General features: G+C 57.5%; 24 protein-coding genes. 4 read left to right on the forward strand and 20 right to left on the reverse strand.

The window, feature by feature from the left end; all coding sequences use genetic code 11:
- Positions 1-33: 33 nt before the first annotated feature.
- The 4 genes from KDN35_RS11385 to KDN35_RS11400 form a co-directional block, all read right to left on the reverse strand.
- The gene (locus tag KDN35_RS11385) at positions 34-507 is read right to left on the reverse strand and encodes a hypothetical protein (RefSeq protein WP_212132752.1); all 474 of its coding nucleotides are present in this window, start codon (positions 505-507) and stop codon (positions 34-36) included.
- Positions 508-948: 441 nt separating this feature from the next.
- Positions 949-1,263 (reverse strand): hypothetical protein, encoded by a 315-nt coding sequence (locus KDN35_RS11390; RefSeq protein ID WP_171567076.1) that lies wholly within the window; start codon positions 1,261-1,263, stop codon positions 949-951.
- Positions 1,264-1,475: 212 nt separating this feature from the next.
- The gene (locus KDN35_RS11395; RefSeq protein ID WP_171567077.1) at positions 1,476-2,888 is read right to left on the reverse strand and encodes an LCP family protein; all 1,413 of its coding nucleotides are present in this window, start codon (positions 2,886-2,888) and stop codon (positions 1,476-1,478) included.
- A gap of 290 nt (positions 2,889-3,178) precedes the next feature.
- On the reverse strand, positions 3,179-4,048 hold the full coding sequence (locus tag KDN35_RS11400) for a carbohydrate kinase family protein (RefSeq protein ID WP_171567079.1): 870 nt from the start codon (positions 4,046-4,048) through the stop codon (positions 3,179-3,181).
- Positions 4,049-4,248: 200 nt separating this feature from the next.
- Here KDN35_RS11400 and KDN35_RS11405 point away from each other — a divergent pair, with 200 nt between their 5' ends.
- Positions 4,249-5,472: an MFS transporter gene (locus KDN35_RS11405; RefSeq protein WP_171567081.1), complete on the forward strand. Its 1,224-nt coding sequence runs from the start codon at positions 4,249-4,251 to the stop codon at positions 5,470-5,472.
- A 97-nt stretch (positions 5,473-5,569) separates the two neighbouring features.
- Here the strand turns inward: KDN35_RS11405 and KDN35_RS11410 are convergent, their stop codons facing one another.
- The 6 genes from KDN35_RS11410 to KDN35_RS11435 all read right to left on the reverse strand — a co-directional run bounded on the left by KDN35_RS11410 (position 5,570) and on the right by KDN35_RS11435 (position 11,389).
- Positions 5,570-7,675 carry a YecA family protein gene (locus tag KDN35_RS11410; RefSeq protein ID WP_481752774.1) on the reverse strand — a complete coding sequence of 702 codons (2,106 nt, stop codon included), beginning with the start codon at positions 7,673-7,675 and terminating at the stop codon, positions 5,570-5,572.
- 43 nt (positions 7,676-7,718) lie between these two features.
- The gene (locus tag KDN35_RS11415; protein WP_171567085.1) at positions 7,719-7,982 is read right to left on the reverse strand and encodes a hypothetical protein; all 264 of its coding nucleotides are present in this window, start codon (positions 7,980-7,982) and stop codon (positions 7,719-7,721) included.
- Positions 7,979-9,055: a hypothetical protein gene (locus tag KDN35_RS11420; RefSeq protein WP_171567087.1), complete on the reverse strand. Its 1,077-nt coding sequence runs from the start codon at positions 9,053-9,055 to the stop codon at positions 7,979-7,981. The genes KDN35_RS11415 and KDN35_RS11420 overlap by 4 nt, the downstream gene beginning before the upstream one ends.
- Positions 9,056-9,266: 211 nt before the next feature.
- On the reverse strand, positions 9,267-10,211 hold the full coding sequence (locus tag KDN35_RS11425; RefSeq protein WP_212132754.1) for a 3'-5' exoribonuclease YhaM family protein: 945 nt from the start codon (positions 10,209-10,211) through the stop codon (positions 9,267-9,269).
- A gap of 18 nt (positions 10,212-10,229) precedes the next feature.
- Positions 10,230-10,766 carry a YkvA family protein gene (locus tag KDN35_RS11430; RefSeq protein WP_171567091.1) on the reverse strand — a complete coding sequence of 179 codons (537 nt, stop codon included), beginning with the start codon at positions 10,764-10,766 and terminating at the stop codon, positions 10,230-10,232.
- The gene (locus tag KDN35_RS11435) at positions 10,763-11,389 is read right to left on the reverse strand and encodes a DedA family protein (RefSeq protein ID WP_212132764.1); all 627 of its coding nucleotides are present in this window, start codon (positions 11,387-11,389) and stop codon (positions 10,763-10,765) included. Before KDN35_RS11435 ends, KDN35_RS11430 begins: the two co-directional genes overlap by 4 nt.
- A 288-nt stretch (positions 11,390-11,677) precedes the next feature.
- On the opposite strand from KDN35_RS11435, the gene KDN35_RS11440 reads away from it, so the two are divergent.
- Positions 11,678-12,163: a DUF2062 domain-containing protein gene (locus tag KDN35_RS11440; protein WP_171567093.1), complete on the forward strand. Its 486-nt coding sequence runs from the start codon at positions 11,678-11,680 to the stop codon at positions 12,161-12,163.
- Positions 12,164-12,306: 143 nt separating this feature from the next.
- On the opposite strand, the gene KDN35_RS11445 is transcribed toward KDN35_RS11440, so the two are convergent.
- A complete protein-coding gene (locus KDN35_RS11445; protein WP_171567095.1) occupies positions 12,307-12,528 on the reverse strand; it encodes a hypothetical protein in 222 nt (73 codons plus the stop codon).
- A 142-nt stretch (positions 12,529-12,670) separates the two neighbouring features.
- On the reverse strand, positions 12,671-13,423 hold the full coding sequence (gene nadE / locus KDN35_RS11450) for an NAD(+) synthase (RefSeq protein WP_171567096.1): 753 nt from the start codon (positions 13,421-13,423) through the stop codon (positions 12,671-12,673).
- A gap of 120 nt (positions 13,424-13,543) precedes the next feature.
- Here nadE and map point away from each other — a divergent pair, with 120 nt between their 5' ends.
- The gene (gene map, locus KDN35_RS11455) at positions 13,544-14,290 is read left to right on the forward strand and encodes a type I methionyl aminopeptidase (RefSeq protein WP_171567099.1); all 747 of its coding nucleotides are present in this window, start codon (positions 13,544-13,546) and stop codon (positions 14,288-14,290) included.
- Positions 14,291-14,387: 97 nt separating this feature from the next.
- Here the strand turns inward: map and KDN35_RS11460 are convergent, their stop codons facing one another.
- The 7 genes from KDN35_RS11460 to KDN35_RS11490 form a co-directional block, all read right to left on the reverse strand.
- Complete coding sequence (locus tag KDN35_RS11460; protein WP_171567101.1) at positions 14,388-14,558, reverse strand: hypothetical protein; 171 nt, start codon at positions 14,556-14,558, stop codon at positions 14,388-14,390.
- Positions 14,559-14,633: 75 nt separating this feature from the next.
- Complete coding sequence (locus KDN35_RS11465; protein ID WP_171567103.1) at positions 14,634-14,984, reverse strand: PspC domain-containing protein; 351 nt, start codon at positions 14,982-14,984, stop codon at positions 14,634-14,636.
- A gap of 177 nt (positions 14,985-15,161) precedes the next feature.
- Entirely contained in the window at positions 15,162-15,593 is a 432-nt protein-coding gene (locus KDN35_RS11470; protein WP_171567105.1) for a DUF2935 domain-containing protein, read from the reverse strand.
- Positions 15,594-15,692: 99 nt separating this feature from the next.
- Positions 15,693-16,316 (reverse strand): flavin reductase family protein, encoded by a 624-nt coding sequence (locus KDN35_RS11475; RefSeq protein WP_171567107.1) that lies wholly within the window; start codon positions 16,314-16,316, stop codon positions 15,693-15,695.
- A gap of 18 nt (positions 16,317-16,334) precedes the next feature.
- Positions 16,335-17,495: a homogentisate 1,2-dioxygenase gene (locus KDN35_RS11480; protein ID WP_171567110.1), complete on the reverse strand. Its 1,161-nt coding sequence runs from the start codon at positions 17,493-17,495 to the stop codon at positions 16,335-16,337.
- Between the two features lie 34 nt (positions 17,496-17,529).
- Positions 17,530-18,459 carry a fumarylacetoacetate hydrolase family protein gene (locus KDN35_RS11485; RefSeq protein WP_212132755.1) on the reverse strand — a complete coding sequence of 310 codons (930 nt, stop codon included), beginning with the start codon at positions 18,457-18,459 and terminating at the stop codon, positions 17,530-17,532.
- Positions 18,460-18,875: 416 nt separating this feature from the next.
- Positions 18,876-19,781 (reverse strand): RluA family pseudouridine synthase, encoded by a 906-nt coding sequence (locus KDN35_RS11490; RefSeq protein WP_212132756.1) that lies wholly within the window; start codon positions 19,779-19,781, stop codon positions 18,876-18,878.
- Between the two features lie 350 nt (positions 19,782-20,131).
- Here KDN35_RS11490 and KDN35_RS11495 point away from each other — a divergent pair, with 350 nt between their 5' ends.
- Positions 20,132-20,644, forward strand: a complete 513-nt coding sequence (locus tag KDN35_RS11495; protein ID WP_171567115.1) for a DUF2269 family protein — start codon at positions 20,132-20,134, stop codon at positions 20,642-20,644.
- Between the two features lie 414 nt (positions 20,645-21,058).
- Here KDN35_RS11495 and tpx read toward each other — a convergent pair whose 3' ends face one another.
- A complete protein-coding gene (tpx, locus tag KDN35_RS11500) occupies positions 21,059-21,580 on the reverse strand; it encodes a thiol peroxidase (protein WP_171567116.1) in 522 nt (173 codons plus the stop codon).
- Positions 21,581-21,586 lie beyond the last annotated feature (6 nt).

Consider the following 21,586-nt stretch of genomic DNA (forward strand, 5'->3'; position numbering starts at 1 on the left):
GGCACGGCCGGTTTTCCTGCTGCCCCGGCCTGCTTACAGAAGGAGCAATCTGCCCAGGTTGGCGGCGAATTGATCGAGAGCCTGCCGACAGTGCGCGTTTGTTTCATCTGTATCAGGCTCTTCCACCACAAAGTGAAAATCGAGAGTCACGCCGTACTCGGCGAGAACGCCTGGTTTGAGACAGCGCCGCTTTTCCGTCAAGGAAACGTCCGGCACAATCTCACGAGCCCGCTCCCACAGTCGGGCGGCCGCCTCTGCCTCAACTGCTCCGGGATAGTCGATCTGTGCCTCCACTTCGCAGGCAGCAGCGTCGGGCAGCGGAAACAGATGCACGGTCGCAAGCGGCTGTTCGCTCTCCTCCGCCGAAGCCGTCACGTATACCGTGATCTCCCGCGTCTCCTCGTCCTCCAGCAGGGAATGCTCCGTCCGCAGAATTACGTCGCGGATCACCCCGTGGCCCGAGAGTGTTTGGTCCAATATTTCCATCATGCGCTGCAACACAAACATGTTCCTCCAGTCTTGCTGTCACTCTTTCTTTTGAGTATATCACGTGCGCCCGGGCAGTGGAAAACCCCTTCACGAAGAAGGGGTGCAGAGTGAAGACAAGCTGTTCTTTTTTATCATTAAAGGTCCACATCGTAAGATTTCCCCATAGTAACCAGGCCCCAGGCCGGAGGCCTGCACATTGATCAAACAAAGTTGGAGAAAAGTACGTGGCATGAAGTGATGGGCCAAGCGAGCTCCTTTGACGACCTGCCAAGCGAAAAAACGAAGACGCGGGGTATACAGGGGGCACAAGTCTCACATCGTCGAAACACCCAGATGTTTGCCCCCTGCCCGCGTCGCGTTTTGGAGCGGACAATATCCACTTCTTTGCTGGTCGTCAAGAGAGCGAGCGGGCACCATCACACATGACACCTCGGACTTTGTCTGCAAATTGAAACCCCTTCACGAAGAAGGGGTCGGGGGATTGTTAACGTTTTTTTGGTTCATGAACTCCGCCAGCCAAGCACGCCGGACTTCTTTATTGGGACAAAAGGCGAGGACATAGCTCTCACCGCGCATGTACTTTTCCTTGATCCACTCTTTATGTTTCCGGAAAAACGCCTGCTGAAAGTCGGGCGGCATTTGATGATACTCTTCCAAAGCTGAGGGGTTCTGGAGGAAAAAATCTTCATCATAAATGATTTCTTCGTTTTGTTGGCGGCTGATAATGTATACGAACGCGATCACCAGAAACAGGTTGACTAAAAAAATCGTCATCCAAAATCCCTCCCGTCAGCATATTTGTCTGAATGATCTGTCTTATCAGTATATTATTATTCTACCACGCTTTCGGTGTTTTTAAACCACCTTGTGCATTTATTTTGCAAAAAAACTTTTTTGTACGCAGAACATGACATCGTCCTCCGCCGAGCAAAAAAAAAACACCCGGTCTACCGGGTGTTTTCTCTGCTCTCTTTATCGCGACACGGCTACGAGGTGCTGATCTGGTCGGACGGATCGACTGCTGTCGGCACCTGCTGTTGGCTTCCTGCCGGCGGCACGATGTCCGGCGGCGGTGTGGTTCCCGTCGACGGCACGGGATTGGACGACGGCGTGCCATCCTGTCCCGTCGGCGAAATAATATCAGGCGGCGGTGTTTCGCCTGTTTCCGGCTTCAGCTCAGTTTCGTCCTGTGCCGGATTGGATGGCGTTTCTTCCTTCGCCTTCGACTTGGCTGGCCGGGTCGCCGGTGCAGCCGTCTCCACCGTTGCAGATGTGCTTTTCTTGCGCGGATTGCTGCTGGCGGTCACCGTCTCCTCCCCGCTCTCCAGTACGGGAGAATCGTTTAACTGAGCGACGACGCTTCCCGACAGGCCCATCTCCGTCTGCAGGGTGGTTCGGATGGCGTTCAGGTTTTCCTTGGGCAGGTAGGTGTACCCACCTTTCCAGTACGCCCCGTTATCCAACGTAACCAGCGAAGAGGAATTGAATCCCTTGAAGTCGTAGGCGAGCCCCTTTATCTGCTCTTTGGACAGATCGGTATGAATGTGCTTTGCGCCTATATCCATGACGTTAAAGATTTTCGTCAAGCCGTCCAGCGAAGTGGCCTTGTCCACTACAGCTCGGATAACCTCCTGCTGACGGCGGTTGCGGTCAAAGTCGGTGGAAAAGTATTTGGTGCCGCGGTTGTCGTGCCGATGGCGGACGTAGCCCAGCGCCTGCTCGCCGTTCAAAAGCTGCAGACCGGGCTCCAGGTTGATATGGGTGCCGTCCGTCGGGTCATCGTACACCAGTTTGCGGTCGACGTTGACCTCGACGCCGCCCAACTCGTCGATGACCGCCTTGAAGCCTTCAAAGTCAACTGCGACGTAATGATGGATCGGAATGCCCAGCAGTTCCGTCAGCGTCTTTTTCGTCAGCGAGATGCCGTCTTCCGTCGGCGTTTCGTTGTTCCGCTCCGCCCGACGTCGCTCCGCCTCCCCGTTGGCGTAGACGGCGTTGATTTTATGGTAGTCCCGGTACCCCGGAATCTTTACCCGCGTATCCCGCGGGATCGACACCATGGTCACCTTTTTCGTCTCCGGGTTGGCGACGGCGACGATCATGACGTCCGTATTCATCGTCCCTGTCTCCGGGCGTGTATCCCGGCCGAGAATGATAAACGACAGCGGCTTGTCGGAATGGTAGGTAGGGTCTGTATTTGAAGTTAGCGGGGAAAAGTCGTTATTCGTCACGGTATCCAGTGTCCGATCGATTTTCCAATAAACCGCGCCAGCCGCTCCGCCGATCATCAGCAGCATGAACAAGCTGAACAAAATCAGCCGTCTGCGCAGGGTGCGCCGACGCGCCGACTTTTTCTTCTGTGCGGAAGTGCGCGTGCGCGTTGCCACAGTTTCAGGCATATGTATCAAACTCCTTGTTAGCATTGAAAAAAAGTTGTGAAAAGATCGAAAAAACAAGAAAAGTGCTTGTTGAAATAAAGCACCGCATATTTCTTCCAAATAGTAATACTCTGACTTCGGTATTATACCATATTGTTGTCCATTTTTGTAGAAAAATGTTGCCAGAACGTAAAACTCCTCCATCGGTTGCCGATGGAGGAGTGGTTCTTGTTAAAGAGTTTAGGTCATTGCCGTCCCTGTGTCGCGCAGACTTCCGTTCGCTTCCGCATCGATTCGTGCGTGAGCGGCAGCTAGGCGGCTGCCCGTTCCGCCACCGTTACGCCAAATGCCGCTTGCTCGGCGAGCGACTCGGTTTTTCTGAGGGCAGCCAGCACGCCCGCCACAAACGCATCCTTGGCAGTTTCTCGCAGGGAGCAATCGGGCTGCGGCAGCCAGAGCGCCTCTGACTGCCGGCACACATACAGGCCGTTTTCACCGCCCAGCACGATCACCTGTTGGACTCCCTCGTTGAGCAGTATGCTGGCTGCCGCTTCCGCGCCCGCAGCCGAGGACGCAGGCTTCCCCGTCAGCACTTCCAGCTCGTCCGTGTCGATGACGATCAGCTTGACGCCGTGTAAAAGCCCCCGCCACCGCTCCGCCTTTTTCACCGAGACGGGATCGGCCACGACAGGTATGCCCCGGCGCATCCCTTCCCGCAGAAAACGGCGGATGACCCACTCCGGCAAATTGGCGTCCAGAAACAAGCCGGTTGCATGCTGCAGCCGCTTTACACCGTCTTCCATCATCTGCTCCGTCCACGCCTCGTTCACCGCCATGTCGGAGATGGCCGCGAGCAGTTCGCCGTCAGCGGCGCGGATGGCCAGATAGCGTCCCGTCCTGCCGCCAGGAACGCGGACCATCCCGATGGTCGCCACGCCGCTTTGGGCCGTCATCTGGCGCAGCCATTCCCCTTCCGCATCTTCACCAACCAGCGCGAACAGCAGCACCTCTTCTCCCAGGCGCGCCAGGTGGTCAGCCACGTTGCGCGCCACGCCGCCCGCCGTCTGACGTACGATACCCGGATTGCTCGTTCCCGGCAGCAGTGCGGCGGACGTGATCCCCTGCACGTCCACATTTGCTCCCCCAGCGCACAACCAGTATTCCTTCATGCTACCCAGCATGTCATGCCCCCCTCATCGCCATTCGCGTCTTCTTGCATTTTCTTACTCTTTCGACATTATTCTGTGTTTCCCTACCACAAGATGGAATACGCGTTCGCATGCACGTTTATTTCACATCGGCATATGATCAATGTTCAGTAGTGACGAGCGGCGCAAACAGTGCTACAGTTAAGGGCAAAAACGATGACGGAGATGAACTTATGAGTGCCCATAGCGGCAGTGTTAACACCTCTGCTGCGGTACATGCCGCTCCCACGGTGTACCGCGTGTTGTTTGCTATCAGCTTGGTCCACCTGCTCAACGACAGCCTGCAGGCGGTCATTCCCGCCCTGCTGCCAGTTCTCGAAGCAAATTTGGCCCTGACGTATACCCAGGTGGGCATGATCCTATTGGTCATGAACCTGACGGCTTCCGCTCTCCAGCCGGTCGTCGGGTACATATCCGACCGCAAGTCGCGGCCGTACATGCTGCCGGTCGGTCTGTTGGTCTCCGGGCTCGGCATGCTGTCACTGGCTCTGGCCAGCAATTACTACGTCGTGCTGCTCGCCGTCGCCTGCGTCGGCATCGGGTCGGCCGTATTTCATCCGGAAGCATCGCGGGTCGCCCACCACGCCTCCGGCACCCGCCGAGGATTGGGACAGTCTATTTTTCAGGTGGGGGGCAACGCCGGACAGGCGCTCGCGCCGCTGATGACCATTTTGATCTTCCAACAGCTGGGCCAGCCGGGCGCGATGTGGTTTTTGGTCCCGGCAGCTGCCGCCAGTGCAGTGCTTGTGTACGTCGCCAACTGGTACCAGGGGCAGCAGCGCGCCAAAAAAGCTGTCGCCGCTGCAGTCGCCTACACCCACCGCAACAAGCGCCTGGTCGCCCTGGGCCTGTTGGTCCTGATCGTCAGTGTCCGTTCCTGGATGAGTGCAGGCTATCAAAGCTTCTACCAGTTCTACCTGATGAACATCCGGCACATGAGTTATGACAGTGCGCAGTACTGCGTGTTCGTCTTCCTGCTCGCGGGCGCGATCGGCACCTTTTTGGGCGGCCCGCTGGCCGATCGGTTCGGCAAACGCAACCTGCTGATCGTCTCCACACTGGGCGCGCTGCCGCTGACGCTCCTGACACCGTACGTGTCCGGATATTGGATTTATCCTGTCTTGTTTCTCTGCGGTCTGATCCTGCTGTCCAGCTTTTCCGTCACGGTCGTCTACGCCCAGGAACTGCTGCCGGGACGCGTTGGCACCGTCTCCGGCCTGATTATCGGTCTGGCCTTTGGCATGGGCGGCATGGGTGCGCTGGTGCTCGGGTATTTGGCCGACCTGTACGGCATTGCGTCCGTCATCACGCTCTGCTCGCTCATGCCGCTGATCGGTGTCCTCGGCCTGCTTCTGCCCAAAGATCAAAACCTGCGAGCCTGGGTGGCACGCGATTAACCACGCTTAACAGCGAGCACGGGACACGAAAGCAGCGCACCAAAGCAAAATCCCCCATGGGTGATTTCAGCCCATGGGGGATTTTTCATGTGATGAGTTATACGGGAACGCTGGTGGTGACACCCAGCAGCTGGGAAACGGCCTGCGGATACAGCTCGGGTGTCCCGTACAGATACCAGGAGCCGTCCTGGGTTTGGCCGATCAGCCCGGCGATCGTCCAATCGGGCGCCAGTGCTTCGGCCGCCTGTGCGGCAAGCGACAGACGGATCGTTTCGCCGCTCGGCCGTTTCGCCAGCCAACCGTCTGTTTCCCGGCTGATCAGCACGAGGTGTTCTTCTGCCACCTGCTTGGGCCCGTCCGCGCCAAACAGACGCTGGTACGCCTCTTTTTCCAGAAGACCGCGCAGGCGGTACGCCTCCGGAAGCGCCTCTTTCAACTCGCCGAACAGCGGCTGCATGGCGGCGGCAATTGACGTGCCGTACTGCTTGTCCAGCCACTTGAAAAAGGCCATCAGCACCGACAAGAGGTTGCCGGCCAGCGTCTTGGTGGCCGCGTCCACGCGGGTAAAGATGTCGTGGACGAGGAAGTACGCCACGTCTTCCTGCCGGAGCTGCTCCCAGGTAAAGGAGGGGCCAAAAGCGCTGCGGACAAACGTGCGGAAGTTGTTCATCGCTTCGTCGTACTTCTTGACCGTCGCTTCCGACTTGCCCTCGGTCATTTCCGCCACAAAGCGGTTGATATCGGCCAGCCGCTCCGGCTGCACCGTATAGACGCTCTCCGGCAGCCCTTCGATCAGCGGACGGCTGAGCAGGTTGGCCACGTGCAGGGTGTTGTTTGGCAGCGCCAACCGCGGCTTGAGCGTATCCAGGTGGATGAGCCGACCCAGTCCCTGGCCGGACTGTCCGTCCCGCACCAGATGATCGATCAGTTCCTGAAGCTTGTTTTGCAGCGTCTCGTTCGCAGAAGCTGCTGCCAGCGTAGGAGCCAGCCCGTCCAAGGCTTCATGCGGGGTCACGAGCCACTTTTCCGTAAAATAGGCGCGCATCGCCCACTGCAAAACAGGGGACGGCAGCATTGGCTCGCTGGTGACAAACAACGTGCCTTTCGCCAGCCTGGAACCAGTAGACGTCAGCACGCGAATCTCTTCCTCGGATGCTTGGTCGGGAAGTTGCAGCAGCGACGCCACTTCGTCAATCTGCGCCGGATAGCCTTCCACCCAGGCCGTATTGTCCTGCAGGATCAATTCAGCCTGCACTTCGTACAGCTCCAGAAGCGCATCTTTTAGCGTCGGAAAGAGATGCTCTTCCTTGCGCGGGGCGTACACCCAGATTTCCCGGCTGCCGTCCCGCTTTTTCAATTCGAACGCCCGCTGCGCATCGATCGCCTGACGAAGCCGGTCCATGTCCGGAATCGTGTAGGTGCGCCGGGTAAGACCGTCGCCGCGGCTGCCGCCCTCCGATGCGCCAAAGGCGACGATGAATCGATACAGCGCGGTGGTGTAGGTGCGCCGTTCAGGGTTATCCGCTGCTTCCAGCACTTCCGGATGTTCACCCAACCACTCCACCAATGCGGGCTTTACGTGTGGTTGCAAGATGATGCTGCCCGAGAACAAAAGATCACGCAGCCCCAGATTGAGCAACCGGCCCACGATGATCTGACCAGGCTGCATGTTCAGGGGGCTGGTTCTCAGCACATAGCGGGTCTCGCCGCTGAGCGGATGGCGGACCGTCAGCACATCCCGCTCCACCTGCACGATCTCGTAGGCGTTCAGGTGCAGACGGGTGAAGGAGCGGCGCAGATCCAGGTCCATCCGGCGGCCGTGCTGTTTCAGATAGCTTTCCAGCACGGTTTCGCCGTTGGCTTTCACATCAAGGACGAACCAGTTGAAAAAGTGGGCCGCCCACTCCGGATTCATGACGCTCTCAGCCGCCAGTCCGACCTCCGCGGCAAAGCGCTCCCGTGCCTGTTGGACGGTTTCGCTGCTGACCTTGCCGGCGACGAAGTGGTTCAGCCGTTCGACCCAGGATGCGTACTCCTTTTGCAGTTTTTGCTCGTGTCGGCTGCGCAGCTCCGTGATCGGTGTCACGATGCCGCAACATTTTTTGTATTTTTTCCCGCTTCCACAGGGGCAAAGATCATTTCTTCCTACAGACATAAGGGGTTTGGATCTCCTTTCATTTCCACCGCGGCATGCGCGGGGAATCTAGCGCAATCCCCCTATATATACCGCATTTCTTATCAGGTGTTCAAGTGTTCTCGTGTCGGTCATGAGCGATGCCCGCCACTGCGGACGACTCCCACTGGGCGATAAACTGCTCCAGCCGGTATATCAGCGCTTCGATGCGGTGCTTTTCACTCATGCAGTCAGCGATGGCGGAAAGCTGATTCGCGGCGAACAGCTCCACCACTTCCCGTTCCATTTCCTGTAGGCGAATCCGATAACGCGCGATAATCTCGCGCAGCAAGGAAAACCTCTGCTCAAACCGGATCATGGCCTCCAGATCGCTCATTGCTGTTCGGTAGTCGTCAGCACTTGCTGAATGCCAAGTGCGATCTGCTCGTTTTTATGCTTCTCTTTCATCAGAACCTCGATGGCCTGCATGTTGCTTTGCTGAAAATGAGCCACTACTTCCTGGGCCATCTCCGCGTTGCGCGACTCCAGACGTCCCAGCGCCTGGCGCAGCAGTTGTTGTACTTCTTCCAGAACCGATTGGGTTTGTACGGTATTCATGGACAATTCCTCCTCAAAGTGAAGTTGTTCGTGCACTTCCTGATGGCGGTGTGTATGGTTTTGTGCGGGCTGCGCCTCGCGTTCCCGCTGTCCGTCCGTGGACTGCTGCTGTGAGGTGCCGGACTGTCCCGCGTCTTTTACATCGGCGGCTGTATGGCCGGCTTCTGCCGAATCTGCCTCAGGCTTTGTTTCGTCCGCCGTCTCCACGGCTGCGGCCGCTTCCAGACCGGCTTGACTTTGCTCTTCGTCACCGTCGCGGGCGATTATGTACAAGATCTCGCCGTCCAACCGAAAGCGGTCGTCCAGCGCCGGCAAAAACATCGCGTCGTCCGCCACGCCCACCTCCTGCTCCAGAAAGTGGTGAACGGTACGGGCCGCCACCTGGGTGATGCCGTTGGCGCGGCAGAATGCGTATACCTGGTCATTGGCCAGTGTCCATTCCGCCAGAAACCAGCGGCCATCACCCTGGTACTGGACGAAGCGGGGGTCCCGCTCCAACTGCAGCATGCGCATGATCTGATTCCAGCCGAACTGGGTCTGACGGCGAAGCTCCGCCGCTATTTGTTCCAACGTTTTGGGCATATGGGTATCACGCACAAAACGGTACGCCAGATCAAACAGTTGATGGGGCTGATAGGTCAATTCGATAATCGCCTCGGAACGCCCAACTTTCACCGGTGCCTGCTCCATTCGCAGCACCTTGGCGAGCAGGGCGCTGCCGTCCATGCCGAAGCCGGTTGTCAACCCGCTCGCTTCCAGACGGGAACAGATCTCCTCGCGGGGAAGGGAGCGTTCGCCAGACCGAAACACCTTTTTAATAATACTCGACAGGGTATAGGTTGGCCGTTTCATTAAACTTACTCCTTCTACGCTATTGGCAACAGGTCTGCCAAGCAAATGGGAATCAAGATGGGTATTCGACACCAGCAGGGAAAAATCCTACTGCGACCGAAAGTGATTGTCTATTCGGTTTGTTTTTATAAATGAAAAAAGAGCGGACCCGATCCGCTTCAAAAAGTGCTCCGGCGAGGCGCAAGCGGCTGTCGCTTTTGCCTCGTCGCTGTCAATAGCCGCGCCACACCTTTCGCCTCAAGGCGCCGGCGTAGGCCCACTCCTCGTCCCCCATCTCGGCCAGCGCCTGGCCCAGGGCGTTCATCTTGCTGTCAATCTGGTCGAGATAGTGGAACAGCACGGCAGTGGGCGTCTTGCCGGAGACGGCGCTTCCCCACCCGTTTTCCACATCGCCATGATGGCTCAGGATGCAGTGCTTCAAGTGCAGCACTTCGGGATCACCGAGGGGAATGTCACGTTTGCGGCAGATGCCGCTGATGATCTCCGCTCCCATCACCAAATGGCCGATCAACTGCCCGGGGGTGGTGTAGTCGGGCGCGATCGGGTCAGACAGCTCGTACAGCTTGCCGATGTCGTGCAAAATGCACGTCGCGTACAGCACATCCCGGTCCACCTGAGGGTAGAGCGGCACCAGCCGCTCGGCTGCGGCCAAAAGTGAGACGATGTGCTCCAGCAAGCCGTGGTAGTAATTGTGGTGCATGCGCACACCAGCCGGATAGCAGCGCAGGCGTCCGCCGATCTCCTCGTCGGTCAGCGCCTCCGTCACGATCGCGCGCAGCGTCTCGCTTCTGATCCCGCGAACCGCCTGCTGCAGCTTCTCCCAAAGCTCGTCGGCGGGGAATGGCGAGACCGGCACCAGCGATTCCATCTGAACGTCGTCGGACGGAGACGCGAGCCGGACCCGCTGGATGACCAACTGCTTTTTCCCCCGGTACACCTGCACCGTCGCGTCGATTTTGATGACGGATTTCACCTGGATGGCTTCCTTCAGCTCCGGGGTGACGTCCCACAGTTTGGCGGCAATCGTGCCGGAGCAATCCCCCAGCTCCAGACTGAGGTATTCGCTCTGGTTGCTGGCGACGCCCACCTCCTTGCTCTTGACCAGACAAAACGTGACAACCCGTTCTCCCTCTTGATAATCAAGCAGATATCTCATCTGTCTGTCCTTCCTCGTCTATTTTTTGCGAAACAGGGTCTCTTCGATCTTGTGCACAATTTTCTTGCCGACCAGCTCGTCAGCCGACTTGATCACCCTGGTAATCACCTGGAGCAGATCCTCTTCCCCGTTCCAGTGTTCGCGCACGATCGCCTCGTCCACGTCGACGAGGATGCGCCGCAGCGCGTACACCGCCAGCACGACGTCATCAAGCAGACCAAGGGCGCCAGTCAAGGCTTCCGGAATGAAGTCAATCGGCGTGATAAAATAGGCCACGGCAATCCCGGCCAACGCTTTCGCCTGAACACCGACGCGTTTGTCCAGCATCAGGCGGGCCAGCAGCACAAACAGGTCGGGCGCAAGCAGGATGTACGCGGCTGCCTTTTCGCTGCCTCCCTTTTCACGGATAAAGGCCTGGATCTTCGCCCGCAGCTTGTCGTAAAAGCGCTGGTGCTTCTCCGGCAGTTTCAACGGCACCAGCTCGGCCGGTCTCCGGACGGCGGGCAATCGCTCGTCAGACAATTGTTTGTCTTGATGGCGCTGCTCATCGTTCATGGCAATTCCTCCCGTTTCGTTTTTGCGGCAGCCTTGCGCTTGCACCAGTAGGACCAGCAGACAATAACGGCAAGCAGGGCCAGGAAGAAGACTGCCAGGTTGCGCGCGACCAGCACGAACAACTGCTCCCAGCGTTCTCCCAACTGCCAGCCGATCGTGACGAACAAGGCGCACCAGAATAAGCCCCCTGTGTATGTATACAGCATGAACGTCGGAAACGGAAGCCGGGTGATGCCAGCAAAATAGGCGGTAAACTGGCGAATGCCGGGAATGAAGTAGCCGAGCGGCAGCGCCCATTTGCCCACGCGGTTAAACCAGTCTTCCGTCTTGCGATAAAGCGCGTAGCCCAGGCCGAGCCGCTTCCCATACCGCTCGATAAAGACGAATCCCAACGTCCTGCCGATCCAGTACGCAGTGGTCATCGCCGTAATGGACCCCAGAAAACAGACGAGAAACGTGGGGACGTACTTCAACTGGCCAGTGGAGACGAGGAACCCGGAAAAGACCAGGAGCGTTTCCTCCGGCAGAGGCATTCCGAGAATCCCCAGAAAAAACAGGCCAAACAAGGCGCCGTACCCGTATTGGGAGATGTATCCGCCAAAAACTGTTACAATTTCATTTATTTCATTCAAGATGTTTTCACCACATTTCGCGCTTGTCCCCTCTTTCAATACATTATGCCAAAAGAAGAAGCGGGCGACAAATATCTGTGAATTATTCCCATTTGAGGAAGTATAATCTTCTTCGCAGCGAGTGTTGACCTTGCCTGGCAGGCCATGGGTTTGTGCGCCTGTATCGCAACCGTTGTCTAAAAATGACGAATTTTATGGGTTCTCGCCGTGGCTTTCCCACTCACTTTTCGCTATAATGAGTGGGAGTATGGAAATAGGATAAATGAGGGACAAGCCGGAATGTGGAAAAAAATCTACCGCAAGTTGAAATACGAGTACTACAAGCTGATTCGGATGAAAGGGGCGCCCTCTTTTGTCGCCCGAGGTTTCTCCGTCGGCATATTTGTTGAGTTCATCACGCTGCCAACCTTTGGTTTGGCATTCCTCCTGCTGTTTCCGCTGGTCAAGCTGTTTCGCTGCAGTTTGCCCGCCGGATTGATCGGCTTTGTAATCGGAAAAATGATCCTGCCAATCTTTATGGTACTAAATTACAAACTGGGCTACTCCATCATCGGCCGGCCGCTGCATGAACATATGAAGCACAACAACGAGCCGTGGGCAAACTGGATCGCCTGGATGAAGCAAAAAGGACTCGCCTATTTTACCGGCAGCGCGATCATGGGCCTCATCGTCGCAATCGGCAGCTATTTCCTCGTCTACTCCGCTCTGCAGTGGTACCGGCAAAAACGGGCCCGCCGTTCACTTGCCCAACGGCAGTCACGGTAAGCGGGAAAACGGGCGCGTCTCCCTATGCAAAATAAAAAAACAAGACCGGTACCGACAGTTTTGTCGACCCGGTCTCTTTTTTTGACGTTCACGGCAACCGGCGGGTGAAAACAGGCCGTCAATCGAAGCGCTTTGTCACGAGGTTACGCGAAAAAGCCTTTTTCCCGCAGCTGTTCCATGATTTCGGAAACGGTCAGATTTTGCTGCAACAGATTCATGGTAACGTCTACCTGCTCTTCAGACAGGCCGTTTGCCCACAGGCTTTCGCGGACCAACACATCGTTGGGGCTGCGGAAGTAAGCCTGCAGGGTTCGCAACACGCGTCCTTCCAAAGTCGTTTTCAGCATCAGTTCGGTTGTCGACATCTGTTCCACCTCTTTCCTAAACAGATCTGTGCATACTTTCTATTATCGTACAAACGCGGCGGAGAATCAACGTCTTCCCCGTTTCTCCGCGAGCCGCCGAACGGCAAGGCACCGTCATTCGCAGTGACTCGCCTGTCCCTGTCTACACTTCCGGCATCGGACGCCGCTTGTGCTCAGAGATGCGGTGCAGGTAATCTATCCGCTTTTTGGCCTCCGGATCGGTCTCGCCCGTGATCAGCAGTCGGTCCAGATCTTCGTACGAAAAGCCCATTTCCTTTTCGTCCGTCTGCCCTTCCCACAGGTCGGCGGACGGCGCCTTGGTCAGGATGGACTCCGGCACGCCCAGTTCGCGCGCCAAAATGCGTATTTCGTGCTTGGTCAGGCTGGCCACCGGATTGATGTCGGCCAATCCGTCGCCGCCCTTGGTCATGTAGCCGATGTAGATTTCGCTGCGGTTGCAGGTGTCCACCACCAGATAGCCCTTTTGGTTGGCAATCGCGTACAACGTCGTCATGCGCAGCCGCGCCTTGGTGTTTCCTTTTGTTTTGTCGTCAAGGGGAAGCACCTTTTCGATTTCCGGGACGATCGCGTCAAACGCCGGTCCAAGGTCGACGGTCACCAACTGCAGACCAATCGCGTCAGCCAGCTTTTGGGCATCCTCCGCATGAATGGCTTGCGAGTACGCCGGCATCCATACGCCGATCACACGCTCCCTGCCCAGCGCCCGTACGCAGAGAGCAGCGGATACTGCGCTGTCAATGCCGCCGGAAATCCCCACGACGGCGCCGCCGAGCCCGGGTCCGTCAATCTGCTCACGGATAAAGGCCACGCGCTTTTCCAGATCTTCCTTCACATGAGCCTGGTAGTGAGCCAGGTGCTCTTGAAATTTGTCCATGCAACGTACCCCCATCTTCACTGTCTCTTCCCATCCTACCACGCGGAAATGACGGTGGCAATCAACGGCAAAGAGGTCTACACTAATAACGAGAACAACTGGAACACAAGGAGAGAGCCGATGATTATCCTCAAGACACCGGAAGAAATCGAACGGATGAGGGCAGCCGGCAAAATTCTCGCCGCCTGCCACCGCGCTCTGGCCAAACGGATTCGCCCCGGGGTAACTACCTGGGAAATCGACCAATTTGTCGAGCAATTTCTCGCAAAACACGGAGCCACGCCTGAGCAGAAAGGGTACCAGGGCTACCCCTACGCCACCTGCGCTTCCGTCAACGACGTCATCTGCCACGGGTTTCCCACCAAGGAACCGCTGAAAGACGGCGACATCGTGACGATTGACATGGTGGTAAACCTGGACGGCTGGCTGGCCGACTCCGCCTGGTCGTACGCGGTGGGCAACATCTCACCCGAAGCAAAGCGGCTGCTGCAGGTGACGGAAAAAGCGCTCTATCTGGGTATTGAGCAGGCTGTCCCGGGCAACCGCGTCGGCGACATTTCCCACGCGATTCAAAGCTACGCCGAGGCGCAGGGCTATTCGGTCGTGCGCGACTTTACCGGTCACGGAATCGGCCAACGGATTCATGAAGAGCCGTACATTCCCCACTTTGGACCGCCTGGACGCGGCCCCCGTCTGAAAGAAGGCATGGTGATTACAATCGAGCCGATGCTGAATGTAGGCAGCTACCACGTCAAGATCGACGAGGACGGCTGGACGGCCCGGACTCGTGACGGCAAGCTGTCTGCCCAGTACGAGCACACGATCGCCATTACCGCCGACGGTCCCGTGATTCTGACCAAGCAGTGACAGTCGACCTGACCGTACGGTTAACAAGGTCTGCAAAGAAAAGCGGCAGCTCCCCAAGCAAGGGGGCTGCCGCTTTATTGACTCACGGTGTTGGTGATTAGCGCTGCACACTGTTCGCGTAGCGGTTCATAAGCGCTTCCAATTCCTGCACGTCTTTTTCCAATTCACGGATGTCCTCTTCAATCAACCGCTTCACTTGCTGTTTTTCCCGCAATATCTTGCGGGTCTGTTCCAGCCTTTGCTTCAGATCGAACAAGCCGAGATGCACTGCTTTCCCCTCCCCATTCTATGTAAAGGTTCCACCTTACATGATATGCGGAAGTACGCAGTTGTTGCCGGTTTCTTATAGACCTTTCCATTTCGCCAATTCGGCGCGAAGGCGGTGTACTTCTTGTATCAAAGCCCGTTTTTCCAGGCGCTCAATCTCACTGTCCAGATCAGATCCGTATCCCCGACCGGCAAACAGCGGATCGTACGGATCGCAGGCGTCGTGTCCGTACGGCCAGGCCGGCTCTTTCGGCATGATCAACGCGAGCAGCAGGTAAATCAACAGGGGCACGAAGGTGCACACGGTGAGAATCACCGCTGCCACCCGCACAAGGGTGGAGTCAATTCGCAGGAATCGGGCGATGCCTCCGCACACGCCAAACAGTCGTTTATCGCTGCTGGATCGGTATAAGCGTCTTTCCATCATGACATTCCTTCCTCTCTGTATCCGTTTCTGATGTTACCTCCAAGATACCCGAAAGAAAGGTTGCCCAAAACTGGCCCCAGGGGGATTTGACCTCCGTCCGGGGACGGAGGCCCGCTCCGTCCCGTGAAGCCTGTGGAATGATCTGCTGATGGTGCCGTGTTTTCTGTAGGCAGCGGGCTAGATCAGCGCCTTGGCCATCAGCGCTTCGGTAATGCCGATAAAGTATTCCGATTCACGGCGGATGTGGTTCAACACCGCCAGCGCCGTGGGATTGCTGCGAAACGCCGGACTGTCCGAACCCATCTGATTCAACAGGGCGATAAACTGCTGGCTCTGTTCCATGGAAAACGTGACCAGCTCCCTGATTTGCCGCATGAGCGGATCGCTCACCCTGTTGCAGGAACGGATGACTGCCTCGATGTAGCGGACAAACAAACCCTGCGTCTGGGCAAATGCCTGCTCCCACTCGGCGAGCGCATCGACGAACTCCTCTTCCAGATTGGGCACCAGCTCACGCAGCACAACGGTGTGTTCACTCTCCTGCAGTTTCCAGAATTCACCTTCGTCCAAGATTCTGAGCGGCATCTTTTCATCGTAATGAAATTGCACGCGTACTCCTCCTTTTTTGCATGTAAAAGGGTCCACCACAGTCTATGTGACAGCGGCGGGAGCGTGCCTTTGCCGCCTGGAATCAGAGTGCAGGAAAAATCAGCTGTCCTGCTTTGGCTGATACATCGGCCGCGGCCGTTCAAACAATTCGCCCAGCGTGGCGTACCAGTGGCCGGCCAGGCGGCTGACAGGGGAGAAGGTGTCGATGTCGATCTTGCCGTCTCGGTAAAGGGAATCGTCGATGTGGACGTGCACCACCTCGCCGATGATCAGGTCCGACGCAGCCGGCTCGCCCAGCGTCATGAAACGGTGCAGCCGGCACTCAAAATGGACGCGCGACTCGCCCAGACGCGGCGGGCGGACGGCGACGGACGGCAGTTGGGTCAGCCCCAGCTCTTCCACCTCGCTCACTTCCGGCGGGTAATCGGCGGAGGTCTGATTGACCGCATCCACGTTGAACACGTCCACCATGTTGACGACAAATTCCTTCGTCTCTGCGATGTTGCGGGCCGTGTCCTTCATCACACTGCCCGGCTTGCGTATGACCGCGACGGAAACCAACATCGGTTCAATGCTGGCCACATTGAAGTAACTGAACGGCGCGGCGTTGACCACGCCGTCTGCGCTGAGGGACGTGACCCAGGCGATCGGCCTCGGCACGACCCCGCCAATCAAGAGTTTGTATTTGTCCTGGCGCCCGATGGCACTGATGTCGATTTCCATGCGCATCCCCTTTCCTGTTTACGTTTGGGGCGGGAGCCAGCTGGCCATGTAGTCCGGGTCCTCGATGCCAAGCGCCTGGCGCGTCACCATGAGCGGCTTGAACGTGTCCAGCATGACCGCCAGTTCCCTGGTTTCCGTTTTGCCGATGCTCTCTTCGATCTTGCCCGGATGGGGACCGTGCGGAATGCCCATCGGATGGAGGGTGAGGGAGCCTTCGAAGATTCCCTTGCGGCTCATGAATTGGCCGTCCACGTAATAGAGCACCTCGTCGCTCTCCACGTTGCTGTGGTAGTACGGCGCCGGAATCGCCTGCGGGTGGTAGTCGTACAGCCGCGGCACAAAGGAGCAGACGACGAAGTTCTCTCCGGCAAACGTCTGGTGCACCGGCGGCGGCTGGTGAATGCGTCCCGTGATCGGTTCAAAGTCGTGAATGCTGAGGGCGTACGGGTAGAGATAGCCGTCCCAGCCGACCACGTCAAAGGGATGAAAGTCAAACAGATAACTGTACAGGACGGACTGCCGCTTGACGCGCACCTCGAATTCCCCGGCTTCCACGTGCGTCTGCAGCCGCTCCGGGACGCGGATGTCCCGCTCACAATACGGCGAGTGCTCGAGCAGCTGGCCGTGCTCGTTGCGGTAGCGCTTGGGCGGAACGATGTCGCTTTGCGATTCGATCACCAGAAACCTGCTGGGAGCGGACGGCACGATCCGGTACGTGGTGCCGATCGGAATCACCAGATAATCGCCCTGCCGATAAGAGATCGTGCCGAAGATAGTCTCCAGCTCCCCTTCCCCCTGGTGGACAAACAGCAGTTCGTCCCCGTCCGCGTTGCGGTAAAAATACGTCATCGGCTCGGTCGGAGCGCAGACGCCCAGCACCACGTCACTGTTGCCCAAGAGGTACTGCCGGCCTGAAATCGGATCGCCCCCGGCCTTCAGGTCAAAGGTTTTGAAATGCTGGTGCCGCAGATCCGCCTGCTCCACGTACTCCGGCTTCATCTCGCCGCAACGGCGCGTCGCGCGCACCTGCGTCGGCGGATGATGGTGGTACAGGATCGACTGAATGCCGGAGAAGCCTTTCGTGCCCATCACTTGCTCGCGGTACAGCTCTCCGTTCGGTTTGTAAAAAGTGGTGTGCCGCTTTTTCGGCACCTCCCCCATGCGATGGTAAAAGGGCATCCGTTTTTCCTCCCTTCATGTTTTTGCTGAACCTTTATTCGACCACGACGTTGCGCAGAACCCCCAGACGCTCTACTTCTAATTCCACTACGTCCCCCGGCTCAAGCCACGGGCAGCGTTCCGGCCCCAATTCGAGGATGCAGCCGGTCCCCACCGTGCCCGAGCCGATCACATCGCCGGGATAAAGCGGACAATCGGCAGATGCCCGGGCGATCATCTCGGCGAAGGTGTAATGGATGTCGGCCCAACGTCCGCGCGAGTACTCCACGCCGTTTACCCTCGCAATCATGGTGAGATCGTACCGGCTCCCGCTTTCGCCGGGAATGCGGACGTCTTCCAGTTCGTCAGGAGTGACCAGCCAGGGCCCCATCGACGTGGCAAAATCCTTTCCTTTTGCCGGCCCGAGTCCCACCTTCATTTCTTCCCGCTGCACGTCGCGGGCGCTCCAGTCGTTCAGGATGCAGTAGCCGGCGATGTGCTCCTCCGCCCGCTCGACGGGAATGTCCACGCCCCCTTTGCCGATGACGCAGGCCACCTCCAGCTCGTAGTCCAGCCAGTGCGCCGCCTTGGGCCGCTTCACCGCCGCTTCCGGTCCGACAAAAGCGGCAGCGTTGGAAAAGTAAAAGACGGGAAAATGATACCACTCCGGAATCATGTCCAGCCCGCGGCGGCCGCGCGCCGTCCTGACGTGCTCCTCAAACGCGTAAAAGTCTCGAAAGCTGCGGGGACGGGGCACGGGAGGACCCAGAACAGCCTGCTCCGCCGGCACCGCGCAGGAAGCCGTATCCGCCTCAATCTCCAGACGCTGCAGCCGCTCCCTCCAGCGCTCCCACTCGTCCAGCAAAGCCAGCACGGAAGCGGGGGCCTCCGGAATCGCCTGCGCGATGTCGATCACAAAACTGCTTCGAAACAAGCCTGCCCGCCAATCTCCCTGGCCGCCGCGACGGTACGACACCAATTTCACGCACATCCCTCCTCGCCATACGCATGTACGCATCCCTGATCTTTTGCATTTTTTGCGCAGCGCTCCTGCTTCGGCAGCCATGCCGGCTGGGAACGGCACACAAAAAGCCCAGCTTACCCCCAAACCGTCCCGACTGCATGCGAAAACAGAGCATTCCGCTGTCGTCAATGCAAGTCAAGACGGGCATCAGGCGCAAGCTGGGCTCTGTCCGCTACCGAAGAAAACCTTGCGGGCGTTCCCCCGCAGACAGCCAGCCGTCGACACATGCTGCCGCTCTTCTCTTGTCTGTCTCTATCCTCATCATAACGGAAACGCTTTCCTATTGCCAGAGGAAATTGACGAAATGTTGTCACTTATCTGCCGACTCGCACGCTCCCCGCCGATGTGTACGTCAGGGAGCCGTACGTCTGAATTGATTAGTCCCGGTGTCCGAAAACGCGCTCCGCCAGTTCCTGCATGTCTGCCGGTATCGGTTCGCTCCACTCCATCGCCTGCCCGCTGCGCGGATGGACAAACGACAATCTGGTCGCGTGAAGTGCCTGACGGCCGATGAGGGCCCGGCTGCCGCCGTACAGGTCGTCGCCTGCCAGCGGATGACCGAGATGGTTCATGTGGACGCGGATTTGATGCGTGCGGCCCGTTTCCAGCTTCAGTTCCAGCCAGCTCATCCCGCCGCCTGTCGCCAGCACCCGGTAATGGGTGACTGCCGGCTGGCCGTCCGGCCGCACCTCGCGCACGATGATCGAATCGTCGCGCAGGCCAATCGGGGCATCGATCGTTCCTTCCTCTTCGGCCACGATCCCTTCGACGATCGCATGGTACCAGCGGTGCAGCGTCCGCTCTTTCTGCATGCGGCTGAACTGCTCGTGGGCCCATTGGTTTTTGGCGACGATCAGCAGGCCGGACGTGTCCTTGTCCAGCCGGTTGACGGGGCGAAACTTGCGCCGCTCCCCCCGCTCCCGCCAGTAGGCGACCACGCCATTGGCCAGCGTTCCGCCCGTGTGTCCGCCAGTGGGATGAACGACGAGTCCCGCAGGCTTGGCGATAACCAGGATGTCCTCGTCTTCGTGACGGATGGCCAGTTCCATTGGCTCCAGCTGCACCGTTTCTTCCTCTTCGGCGGGCACCAGGATGGCCACGTCATCCCCCGGCCGCAGCCGCTCCGTGACGAAAACAGGCGTTCCGTTGCGGGTGATCGCTCCCTGGTATTTGGCCCGGACCAGAAGCCGTCGGGACACCCCGAACCGTTTTTGCAGCGCATCGCGAATCGTCATATCCGCTTCCCGCTCCGTAGCCGTAAACCGTATCAGTTCTTCCAACATGTCGTCTCTCCTTTGTCGGAAACCCTTCCTGGTCAGTATAGCACAAACGGAGGGACGGCACTGTTCAGCCGCCATCCTGGAGCCTGGAACCTGGAGACTGGAGCCCGCGCCAATTTCCCGCGGAAGAGTTGCAGATACAAATGCAGATTTTAATGTCAACCTATGTGAGAGGGGCGTACGGCTGTTTGGATGATCGAAGCCGTACGCTGACCATCACACGGAAAAACGATGATCCCCTTCTGGAGTCTTAGGCGAAAACAGTCCCGGGATGGACGAAATGCTTCTTCACACAAATTATAATGTCGACCAAAAGTATTACATCATCGAAATGAAAGGTGGAATTTCTGCGGATGGCTGTACGACTCGGTATCCGAACAAAACAATTATTGGTTTCGATACACGTGATTGCCGTTGCTCTGTGGTTCGGTGGTACGATGGGCATGTTCTTGCTTGGCTTGTATGCAAAAAATGCGGAAAATGGTGCACAGCTGTATTATACCCTGGCAAGCATGCACGTCATTGATGAAAGCATGCTAAAATACCCGGCGCTCGCCACATTGATCACGGGTGTCATGCTGTCCGTATGGACTCACTGGGGACTTTTCAAACATTACTGGGTTGTCATCAAGTTTGTCTTAACCATTGGTACCATTCTTCTGGGCATTTTCTTTCTCCAAGATTGGTTTTCTTTTCTGCTCACAACCGCAGAGCAATTGGGCTTTTCGGCAATCCAGCGTGAAGATTTTCAAAATACCTGGCTCTCCATGATCGTAACTGGTTCGTTTAACCTTCTCTGTTTGATATTGATGACGTTCGTTACCTACATGAAGCCGTTTGGAAAAATCAAGAAAAGGGAATCGTGACACCATCAAACAAGCTGCCAATAATGGCAGCTACAGACTGAAGACAAACTGTTTATTTAGTAAGTGTCCACAAGGAAGTAATTTTCATGTTTTCCAGGCCGGAAGGCCTGCACATTCATCAACCGAAGCTGAAGACAACGTACATCGCATGGAGGGATGGGCCAAGCGAGCTCCTTTGACGACCTGCTCAGCGGAAAAACGAAAGACGCGGGGAAAAACAGGGGGCACAAGTCTCACTTCGCCGAAACACCCAGATGTTTGCCCCCTGCCCGCGTCGCGTTTTGGAGCGGACATCATCCACTTCTTTGCTGGGCGTCAAGAGAGCGAGCGGGCCCGATCTCCCATGCGCCACGGACTTTGTCTACATGCTGAAACCCCCTCGTTTGACGAAGGGGTTATTGCATAGAACATCCGTTATTTCGCTGCTTTGGCCGCCGCGATTGCCGCCTCGTAGTTCGGATGTTCACCCACGGCCGGCACGTATTCGGCGTATACCACCTTGTCGTTGGAATCGACGACGAAGACGGCGCGGGAGAGCAGACGAAGCTCCTTGATCACGACGCCGTACGCGAGACCAAACGACAGATCGCGGTGATCGGACAGGGTTTGCACCTTGTCGATGCCGGCGGCGCCGCACCAGCGGGCTTGGGCAAACGGCAGGTCAACGGAGATGGTCAGGACGGTCACGCCGTCCAGTTTGGCTGCTTCCTCGTTAAACCGGCGGGTTTGCGCGTCGCACACGCCCGTGTCCAGAGACGGAACGACAGAAATGATACGTACAGTGCCTTTGGAATCAGCCAGAGTTACCGGCGTCAGGTTGTTGGCCAGCACGGTAAAATCGGGAGCGGTGTCACCCACTTTGATTTCCGGGCCCAGCAGGGTGACCGGGTTGCCTTTGAACGTGACCACGCCTTGGCGTTCGATCGTAGCAGTCATGAACAT

The sequence above is a fragment of the Brevibacillus sp. NL20B1 genome (genome assembly GCF_018195675.1).
GTDB lineage: Bacteria > Bacillota > Bacilli > Brevibacillales > Brevibacillaceae > Brevibacillus > Brevibacillus aydinogluensis.